Below are 9,838 nucleotides of genomic sequence, written 5' to 3' on the forward strand. Positions count from 1 at the left end.
AACAGAAGGGCCTGTGTAAATCCCCCTATGCTGAATATCGCATTCTGTGACGACGAAACCCCAGAGATCGCGCAGCTGCAAGAGCTGCTGAATGAATATGCCGCTGCCCGTGGGCAGGAATTTGTCCATACATCCTACCAAAGCTCGGTGGAGCTGATGGCAGACATCGAGAAGGGCGAACGCTTCGACATCATGCTGCTGGATATTCTGATGCCGGGCGAGAACGGGATGACGGCGGCCCGGGAGGTTCGGGAGCACGACACCAACGTAAAGATCATCTTCCTCACCGCAAGCCCGGAGTTTGCGGTGGAGTCCTATGCGGTGGATGCGTGGTATTACCAGCTCAAGCCCATCCGGCAGGAGGACTTTTTCCGCCTGATGGACTCGGCCTGTGCCGCCTGCAGCAAAGAGCAGACCCACAGCCTCATCCTCCGCAGCAAGAGCGGCATCGTCCGGGTGGAGCTGGAAAAGCTGGTCTACTGCGAGGTGATGGGCAGGACGCTCACCTTCCACCTGAACAGCGGGGTCGTGCTGGAGAGCATGGGCCGGCTGGACGACCTCTGCGATCAGCTCGTGCCCTACCCGAACTTCCTCCGCCCCCACCGCTCCTTCCTCATCAATATGGAGTACATCGCCAACATCGCAGCCCGCTCCATCACGATGCAGGACGGAGCCGAGGTGCCGGTGCCCCACGGAAAATATTCGGAGCTGAAAAACCGCTACCTGAGCTATATTTTTGACCGAAAGCAGGTGGTCATGTAGTGAACGTGCTTACCGTGCCGAACGGCATCGTCGTGGCCCTGTTCGGCATCGTGCTCTCGGCAGCGTTCTGTGACATCAGCTGGACGAAGAAGAACTGCATTATATTGGCGGTTGGCTCCGCAGCCATCCTCCTGCTGCAGGGGGCCATCACCTTCGGGGCGAGCTGGGATGCGATGCAGGAGCTGTATCCCTTTACGACCCATCTGCCCCTTGCTGTCATCCTCGGCGTCCTCAGCGGAGATTGGCTCTGGCCCACCATCTCGGTGCTGGCGGCATATCTGTGCTGTCAGCTCCGGCGCTGGGCGGCGCTTCTGGTGGTCGCGCTGATGCCGACCCCCGCCGACTGGCTGCAGCCTGCCATTGAGATGCTGGTCACATTGCCGCTTCTGGCCGCCCTGCTGCGCTATGTCGCGCCGTCGGCCCGCAGCTTTGCCCATTATCCGCGCTCTATGCAGCTGCAGTTCGGCGTGGTGCCGCTGGCAGGCTACCTTTCTGACTATGTGACCCGTATCTATACGAGTCTCCTCGCCGACGGCAATCAGGCAGCGGTGGAGTTCATGTTCTTTGTGAGCAGCGTGATGTATATCGTTTTCATCTTCCGGTTCTCGGCGGAGGAGAGCGCCCGCGGCCAGCTCGAGCAGACCCGGAACAACCTCAAGCTGCAGGTCGGTCAGGCGGTGCGGGAGATCGAGGCCCTGCGCACCTCCCAGCAGCAGACCCGCGCCTACCGCCACGACCTGCGCCACCATCTGCAATACATCTCCGCCTGCATCGAGAACGGCAGGGGAGAGCAGGCGCAGGAGTACATCCAGAGCATCTGCTCCGAGATAGAGGCCAGCAAGGTGACGATCTACTGCGAGAACGAGGCTGCGAACCTCATCTTCTCGTCCTTTGCAGGCCGGTCGGAGAGCTGCGGTGTGCCGCTCAACATTCAGGCTCATATCCCGCAGCTCATCTCCGTGGCGGAAACGGATCTCTGCGTGCTGCTCTCCAATGCGCTGGAAAATGCGCTCCGGGCCTGCCGCAGGATGAAAGCGGAGAATGGCCCTGTATACATTGAAGTTACTGCCCGGGAAAAGAACGGGCATCTCTTTTTGCAGTTCGTCAATCCCTGTCCGGAGGGGATACAGTTTGAAAACGGCCTGCCGGTGACCCACGCCGAAGGACACGGCATCGGTGTGCGCAGCATCTGCGCCATCGTAGAAAAGTACAAGGGGCTTTCGGACTTTTCGGTGCAGGAGGGGCGCTTCATTCTCCGCGTTTCCTTGTGAACCGGGTCGATTGAGAGCAGTTTTGGGGCGAATCGTGTCAGACTGCCCGCCGCAGGGGCAGAAAAGAGTATACTGGAACCAGACAAAATGTGCTCTCCGAATATCGCACAAGGAGGAAAAGTTTTATGAAACGTATCACTTCTTTTGCACTCAGCGCGGCACTTCTGGCCTCGCTTTCGACACCGGTGCTGGCCGCGCCGGCCATCTCTGTGGATGCGGCCCCTACGGCAGCTGTGCTGGAAGAGGAAAACTCTTTGTGGGAGCTTCCGCAGGCAGACACGCCGGACATGAGCAACACGGTCTGGTCGTTTGCCGGCGGCTACATCGACGGCGGCGAGATGACTCAGGCCGAGATGGACGAGTCTCTGGCGGCATACGGCGGTACGCTGCAGTTCACCTTTGATGCCGCAGGCGGCGCAAAGATGATCCAGGGCGGCGGCACGCTGAACGGCACTTACCAGTATCTCGACGACGGCAGCGTGGGCGTCATCTTCGACTACAACGGCGAGGAGCTGCGCTACGCCTGCATCTTTACCTGGACGGACGAGGACGAGCTGCTCATGGTCGCCATCTCGGATGTGGAGGGTGCCGACGGCATTTACTTTGTCCAGTAAATTTGTTTCATCGTGTCTTTCGGATGCGATGTAGATAAGCCTTGTCCGGGTTTCCGGCTTCGTTGGCTGCTTTCAGCGGAAAGGCAGCTTGCCCTGCGGGAGCCGGGATGCCCACCCCGGACAAGGCTGGAGGAATCAGAGACAGGCCCGGCAAATGCTGCCGGGTCTGTTTTCTTATCGAAAAAGCTGGGGAGAGAAGGACTTTTCTGAAAAAAGGGAAGAAAATCTCAAATCACCTCTTGCATTTTTTTCGGAGAGTGCTATAATATTAAAGCAATCGTTTCCAAGGCCGCTCGAGGGGGTAGCCGATATTGAAGGTTGTGATGGGCACATACATTAAATATGGCCCCAATAAGTCAGAACCAGAAATGAGGTGAAAAGAATGAAACAGGGTATCCATCCGAACTACGTTGACTGCACCATCACCTGCGCTTGCGGCAACGTCATCAAGACTCGTTCCACCAAGCCCGAGATCCACGTCGAAGTTTGCTCCAAGTGCCATCCTTTCTACACTGGTAAGCAGAAGCTGGTTGACTCCGGCGGACGTGTTGAGCGCTTCAACAAGCGCTTCGGCCGTAAGTAATTGCATCGATTACTGGTCATCCAAGAGCGTCGTTCCCCTTGCGGGGAGCGGCGCTCTTTTTTGCGTCCGGGCGCAGAAAATGCCGAAACAGCGCAAGAAAAGCAATATTTGGAAACACACACAGGTTTACCTTATTTCTGACACATTTTCGGGCTAGAATGATGCAGACATTCCCAATAACTTCTTGAAAAAAGGAGCGTTTTTTGTGATAGAAGTATCTCACCTTACGAAGCGCTACGGCAGCCGCCTCGCCGTGGACGATGTGTCCTTCACGGTGGAGGATGGCGTCATCTACGGCCTGCTTGGCCCGAACGGCGCAGGCAAATCTACCATCATGAACATCCTCACCGGGTATCTCGCTGCCACCGAAGGGCAGGTGACGGTAGCGGGCCACCCGCTGCCCGAGGAAGCCGACGCCGCCAAGGCCTGCGTGGGCTACCTGCCGGAACAGCCGCCCCTCTACCCGGAGATGACGGTGGCCGAGTATCTCGACTTTGCCGCGGAGCTGAAGGGCGTGAAGAAAGCTGACCGCCCCGCACAGGTGCAGTCTGCCGCCCGCCGCACCGGGCTGGAAGACGTCCTGCCCCGACTCATCCGCAGCCTGTCGAAGGGCTACCGCCAGCGGGTAGGCGTGGCACAGGCGCTGCTGGGCAGCCCGAAGCTCATCATTCTGGACGAGCCGACGGTGGGCCTCGACCCGGCGCAGGTCATCGAGCTGCGCCGCCTCATCCGGGAGCTGGGCCGCACCCACACGGTCATCCTGTCCAGCCACATCCTCAGCGAGGTGAAGGCCGTCTGCGATAAGGCACTCATCCTGTCGCAGGGGCATCTGGCCGCTGTGGTGGACCTTACGGAAGAGCAGCGGGATCTGGAAGAGCTTTTCCTTGCGCTGACGGCTCCGGAAGCGGCTTCGGACAAAAAGGAGGACTGACGATGTTTGCCATCTACAAGAGGGAGCTGCGCAGCTTTTTCCACGGCATGATGGGCTATGTGCTCACAGCCTTTCTGCTGGCGGCCTCCGGCATCTATTTCCTGGCGCTGAACCTTGGCTACGGCCTGACGGATTTCGGCTATTATACGCTTTACCGCACCATTTTTATGCTTCTGCTCTATTTTCCGGTGCTGGCCATGCGCTCGCTGGCCGAGGAGCGCCGTGCCCGCACCGACCAGCTGCTCCTCACCAGCCCGGTATCGGTGTGGGGCATCGTAGCGGGCAAGTATCTGGCTCTCTGCACCGTATTCGCGCTGCCCTGTCTGGCCGACGGTGTCATGATCGTGGTGCTCTGGCTGCTGGGCAGCACGGCCTCGGCCTGCGGCGCGAATTTTGCTGCGCTGCTGTGCTATTTTCTGCTGGGCTGTGCGGCCATCGCGGTCTGTGAGTTCTGCTCCGGCCTCACAGAGAACCAGATCATCGCGGCGGTCATGGGCTTTTCGGCCCTGCTGCTGGCCTATATGATGCCCAGCCTCCGCAGTATGTTCAACGCGGGCAGCGCGGTGGCACTGGTGGTCTTTACGGCCCTGTCGGCGGGGGCATCCCTTGCACTGGGTCTGCGCACCCGGAGCTTTACGCTGGGCTGCTTTGTGTTCGCGGCCCTCTGTGCCGGTCTGAGCGCGCTGTTCCTCCTGCGCAGCACATGGCTCACCGAGGCCTTCAGCGCCGTGCTGAGCGCCCTCTGCCTCTTTGCGCCCTTTGAAGAGTTCGTCAACAACAGCTTCTCCATCCCCACGCTGGTCTATTATCTGACGACAGCGGTGCTCTTCCTCTTCTTTACGGCGCAGGGCATCGAGAAGCGCCGCTGGAACTGAAAGGGGGACTGACCATGAAAAAATTCGAGAAAAAGAGCGCAGGCCCGCTGGAGCGCCTCCGCCTGAAAAGCGGCATATACGCCGCCTCTTTCACCGTGCTGGCCATCCTGCTGGCTGTCCTGCTCAACCTCATCGTCCGGGCTGTCCCGGCGAAGTACACCGAGTTCGACCTTTCGGAGGCGGGGCTTTACTCCCTCAGCGACAGCTCCAAGGAGATCGCCCGGGGCCTTACGCAGGATGTGAACATCTATTATCTGGCCGAGACGGGCAGCGAGGACGCCATCCTCACAAAGCTGCTGGACCGCTACGCCTCCGAGAGCAGCCACATCCGGTGGGAGCGGAAAGACCCTGCTGTTTACCCGACCTTTGCAGCCCAGTATGGCGTTCAGTCGGCGGAGAACGGCAGCCTCATCCTCGTCTCGGGGGAGAAGAGCGTCGTGCTGGAAGCATCGGACCTCTACGATTACGACTACTCCGACTACTACGCCACCGGCAGCTACAGCGTGACCTTCGGAGGCGAAAACAAGCTCACCGCTGCCATCTACCGCGTCACCAGCGGCGAGACGCTCCATACCTACTACACCACCAACCACGGCGAGCAGGCCCTGACGGACACCCTCATCGACGCCTTGGAGGGTCAGAACCTCGCGGTCAGCCCCCTCGACCTGCTGACGGATGCCATCCCTGACGACTGCGACCTGCTCATCGTCAACACCCCGCAGCAGGACTTTGCCACGGCGGGCAGTCTCGTGGATGAGATGTCGGCCCTCCGCGCCTATCTGAAAAGCGGCGGACGCCTGATGCTCACCACCGACAGCTACTACTCCACCCCAAACCTCGACGCCCTGATGGCAGAGTTTGGCCTGAGCCGGACGCCGGGCCTTGTGGTGGAGGGGGACAGCGGCCACTCCCTGAGCGGCTACCCCTACTATCTGCTGCCCGATTACGCCGAAGACACCGGGAGCGGCACACTGGACGGCATCGACACCAGCCGCCGGGTGCTGCTTCAGATGGCGCAGGGCATCACCCTCACCGAGACGGAGGGCGTCACCTCCGAGCCTCTGCTGGTCAGCTCGGAAAGCTCCTACAGCAAGACGGCAGGCTACGAGATGACCACCGCCGGGCAGGAGGAGGGCGACCCCGACGGCCCCTTCACGCTGGCGGCTTACGCCTCCAACAACGCCACCGGCGCTGAGGTCATCTGGGTCAACTGCGGCAATATGGACAACGAGGCCGTCTACCAGACCGTCCCCGGCAACGTGACCTTCTTACAGGGCTGTGCGGCCGCTCTGGCCGGGCAGGAGGGGACGACCCTCGTGGAGTCCAAGGCGCTGGAGGCTGCGCCCATCACCATCCCGAACCACACCGCCGCCGCGCTGGGGCTGGTGTTCGTCCTCATCCTTCCGGCGGCTGTGCTGGCCGTGGGTGCAGTGGTCGTACTGCTGCGCCGCCGCAGATAAAGGGGGTAGGGCGATGAAAGCAAAACAGCGCACCCTTGCGTTCCTGCTGGCGCTCGTCCTCGCCGCCGGGGCGGCGCTGGCCCTGCTGACCCACGCGAACCGGAAAGCCGAACAGGCCGCCAGCGAGGCTAAGGACGGGAGCATCCCCCTGCTGGACGTGACCGGAGACACGCTGGAACAGGTGGCAGTCCAGTATGAAGGAGAGACCCTGACCCTTCTGCCCGGCGATGGGTGGACGCTGGCCGAGGACCCGGACTACCATCTGGACGACTCTGCCTGCGACACCATCCGCACCGCGCTGGCAGACATGAGGGCAAAGCGCCAGCTCGAGGCACAGCCCGGTGAGGACTACGGCTTCGATGCGCCCCGGCTTGTCGTGAATGTGACGGCGGCGGGGGAGCGCACCACCCTCACGGTAGGGGCTGAGAACCCTGTCACCGGCGACGTCTACGTCCGCCGGAACGGGGAGGACGCGGTCTACACCGTGGACGCGGCCAAGTTCCGCTGCATGGAACAGACCAAAGCCGGGCTGTTCGGGGCGTTCAGCCCGGCGGGCATCACCGTCTCGGACATCGAGGCCCTGCGCTATACCCTCCAGAGCGGCGAGGTGGTCAGTCTGCAGGCAGTCTCTCAGCCCACCGGGGCCGACAGCACAGCCTATCAGACCGTCTGGCGGCTCGCAGATGCGCCGGATATTGCACTGGATGCCGACAAGACGGATGCCCTGCTGGCCGCGCTGGCCAGCTATGTCACCGGGCAGGACACCGCCGCAGACTCCTCCGCCTGCGGCTTCGATGACCCGCTGGTGACGGCGGAGGTGACGACAGCAGATGGCACGGCTGTCCTGACCTACGCCATCGGCACCGACGGCTATTACATGATGGTGTCGGGGGACGACTCGGTCTACACCGTGGACGGCCAGACCGTGGCGGCACTCTGTCAGACCGCAGAGCAGTTAAAATAGGCTTTTCCCGGGCAGCATCCCTGCCCGCTCAGGCGCCCACGCGCCGGCTCTCCTTTTGGGAGAGCTTTTTTTGTTGCAGCGAGAGATGGATGGATGCAGGTCAAAGTTTCGGCAAACATCAGCAGAGCGATTGACATTTTGACAAAGATTGTTTAAGATAGACAAGAAAGGGCAGAATAACTGCGCAATGTTACGGTCGTCATGGATGTTGTGCGGGGAAAAGTCACCCTAGTGCGAAAGAGGGATGGGGCGAAAGACCCCTTCTTTTTTCGTATCTGAGTTACAAGGAGGATATAGGAAAAAAATGAACAACTCGGTGATCGTTTCACTGCGAGACATCGTAGTGGACTTTGATGGTCAGCGCATTCTGGATGGGCTGAATCTCGACATCCATGACAAAGAGTTTGTGACGCTGCTGGGACCCTCCGGCTGCGGCAAAACCACCACCCTCCGCCTCATCGCAGGCTTTCTGGAGCCGACCTCCGGCAAGGTGCTGCTGAAGGGCGAGGACATCACGGGCGTGCCGCCCTACAAGCGTCCGGTGAACACCGTGTTTCAGAAGTACGCGCTGTTCCCCCATCTGAACGTCTTCGAGAATGTAGCCTTCGGCCTCCGCCTCAAGAAGATGGACGAAGAGACCATCCGCCGCAAGGTGCGGGATATGCTGGAGGTCGTGGGCCTGAAAGGCTTCGAGCGCCGCAGCATCGGCCAGATGTCCGGCGGCCAGCAGCAGCGCGTGGCCATCGCACGCAGTCTGGTCAACGAGCCGGAGATCCTGCTTCTGGACGAGCCTCTGGGCGCACTGGACCTCAAGCTGCGCAAGGAGATGCAGCTGGAGCTGAAGCGTCTGCAGCGCGAGATGAACATCACCTTCATCTACGTCACCCACGATCAGGAAGAGGCCCTGACCATGTCCGACACCGTCGTCGTCATGAACGGCGGCAAGGTGCAGCAGATCGGCACCCCCGAGGACATCTACAATGAGCCGAAGAATGCTTTCGTGGCAGACTTTATCGGCGACTCCAACATCGTGGACGGCGTGATGCACCGCGACTTCCTCGTCTCCTTCTCGGGCGTGGATTTCCCCTGCGTGGACCGCGGCTTTTCCCGGGAGCAGAGCGTGCAGGTGGTCGTCCGTCCCGAGGACATCGAGGTGGTCTCCCCGGTGGAGGGCCAGCTGGTGGGCGTCGTCAACGACGTCATCTTCAAGGGCGTCCACTTCGAGATGCACGTCGAGTGCGAGGGCCGTGAGTGGCTCATCCACTCCACCCGCGCCTGCACGCCCGGTGAGACCATCGGTATGCGCATCGGCCCCAACGAGATCCACATCATGGCGCGTTCAGAGGGGTGAGGCTGCATGAAGATTTACGATAAGAAGCTGGCCTATCCGTACTTTGTATGGATGGTGCTGTTCACAGTGGTGCCCTTGTTCATCGTGGTGTACTACGCCCTGACCGATGCCAGCGGCAGCTTTACGCTGGACAATCTGGTGGGCATCAGCGGCTATGGTTCGGTGTTTGCCCGGAGCCTGCTGCTGGCCCTCATCGCCACGGTCGTCTGCCTTGTCCTCGCGTTCCCGGTGGGGTACTTCCTCTCCCGGCTGCGCGTCAACAAGCAGCACATCATGCTGATGCTGGTGATGCTGCCCATGTGGATGAACTTCCTGCTGCGCACCTATGCATGGATGGGCCTGCTGAGCGTCAACGGCCCCGTGAATGCGGTGCTGGGCGTGTTCGGCCTCGGACCCTACACCATGCTGAACACCTCCGGCGCTGTGGTGCTGGGCATGGTGTACAACTATGTGCCCTATATGATCCTGCCCCTCTACACCAGCATGACCAAGATCGACCAGAGCATCGTGGAGGCGGCGCAGGATCTGGGGGCTTCCACCACCAAGACCCTGCTGCGGGTGCTCATCCCCATGAGCGTGCCCGGCATCAGCACCGGCATCACGATGGTGTTCGTCCCGGCGGTATCCACCTTCGTCATCAGCCGTATGCTGGGCGGCGGCTCCAACCTGCTCATCGGCGACCTGATCGAGATGCAGTTCCTCGGCAACAGCTACAACCTCAACGTCGGCTCTGCCATGAGCCTCGTGCTGATGATCATCGTGCTGCTCTGCATGAGCTTCACGTCCAGCTTCGACGAGGATGAGATGGAGGGTGTGTCCTGATGAAAACGAAACATCTGCGTCTGATGCAGCGCGCCTATGTCATCCTGTTCTTCTGCTTCATGTACCTGCCCATCGCGTATATGATCGTGTTCAGCTTCAACCAGAGCAAGGGCTACTCGCTCTTCACCGGCTTTACCCTCAAGTGGTACACCAGCCTATTCCCCAATGCGTAGCTTCTGCCCGCGCTGAGGGTCTCGCTGGAAGT

General features: G+C 60.6%; 11 protein-coding genes. All 11 read left to right on the plus strand.

Going from position 1 to position 9,838, the window contains the following annotated elements; all coding sequences use genetic code 11:
- Positions 1-762 (plus strand): LytR/AlgR family response regulator transcription factor (locus ACT8X9_RS11395; RefSeq protein WP_444269064.1); only part of this gene is annotated, 762 nt, incomplete at its 5' end.
- Positions 762-2,033, plus strand: coding sequence for a sensor histidine kinase (locus ACT8X9_RS11400; RefSeq protein ID WP_444269065.1), 1,272 nt, complete (start codon positions 762-764; stop codon positions 2,031-2,033). The genes ACT8X9_RS11395 and ACT8X9_RS11400, both read left to right, overlap by 1 nt.
- Positions 2,034-2,158: 125 nt before the next feature.
- On the plus strand, positions 2,159-2,647 hold the full coding sequence (locus ACT8X9_RS11405) for a hypothetical protein (RefSeq protein WP_444269066.1): 489 nt from the start codon (positions 2,159-2,161) through the stop codon (positions 2,645-2,647).
- A 382-nt stretch (positions 2,648-3,029) separates the two neighbouring features.
- On the plus strand, positions 3,030-3,230 hold the full coding sequence (gene rpmE / locus ACT8X9_RS11410) for a 50S ribosomal protein L31 (RefSeq protein ID WP_005937210.1): 201 nt from the start codon (positions 3,030-3,032) through the stop codon (positions 3,228-3,230).
- Positions 3,231-3,435: 205 nt separating this feature from the next.
- Positions 3,436-4,161: an ABC transporter ATP-binding protein gene (locus ACT8X9_RS11415; protein ID WP_368670596.1), complete on the plus strand. Its 726-nt coding sequence runs from the start codon at positions 3,436-3,438 to the stop codon at positions 4,159-4,161.
- Between the two features lie 2 nt (positions 4,162-4,163).
- Positions 4,164-5,036, plus strand: coding sequence for an ABC transporter permease (locus ACT8X9_RS11420; protein ID WP_227619978.1), 873 nt, complete (start codon positions 4,164-4,166; stop codon positions 5,034-5,036).
- A gap of 14 nt (positions 5,037-5,050) precedes the next feature.
- On the plus strand, positions 5,051-6,496 hold the full coding sequence (locus ACT8X9_RS11425) for a Gldg family protein (RefSeq protein WP_444269067.1): 1,446 nt from the start codon (positions 5,051-5,053) through the stop codon (positions 6,494-6,496).
- Between the two features lie 13 nt (positions 6,497-6,509).
- Entirely contained in the window at positions 6,510-7,460 is a 951-nt protein-coding gene (locus ACT8X9_RS11430) for a DUF4340 domain-containing protein (RefSeq protein WP_444269068.1), read from the plus strand.
- Between the two features lie 304 nt (positions 7,461-7,764).
- On the plus strand, positions 7,765-8,811 hold the full coding sequence (potA, locus tag ACT8X9_RS11435; protein ID WP_227619975.1) for a spermidine/putrescine ABC transporter ATP-binding protein: 1,047 nt from the start codon (positions 7,765-7,767) through the stop codon (positions 8,809-8,811).
- 6 nt (positions 8,812-8,817) lie between these two features.
- Entirely contained in the window at positions 8,818-9,633 is an 816-nt protein-coding gene (locus ACT8X9_RS11440) for an ABC transporter permease (protein WP_412591059.1), read from the plus strand.
- On the plus strand, positions 9,633-9,806 hold the full coding sequence (locus ACT8X9_RS11445; RefSeq protein WP_444269069.1) for a hypothetical protein: 174 nt from the start codon (positions 9,633-9,635) through the stop codon (positions 9,804-9,806). Before ACT8X9_RS11440 ends, ACT8X9_RS11445 begins: the two co-directional genes overlap by 1 nt.
- The last annotated feature ends 32 nt before the right edge of the window (positions 9,807-9,838 follow it).

Origin of the sequence: Faecalibacterium sp. (genome assembly GCF_052358865.1) — a bacterium.
In the GTDB taxonomy this organism is placed as follows: domain Bacteria; phylum Bacillota; class Clostridia; order Oscillospirales; family Ruminococcaceae; genus Faecalibacterium; species Faecalibacterium butyricigenerans.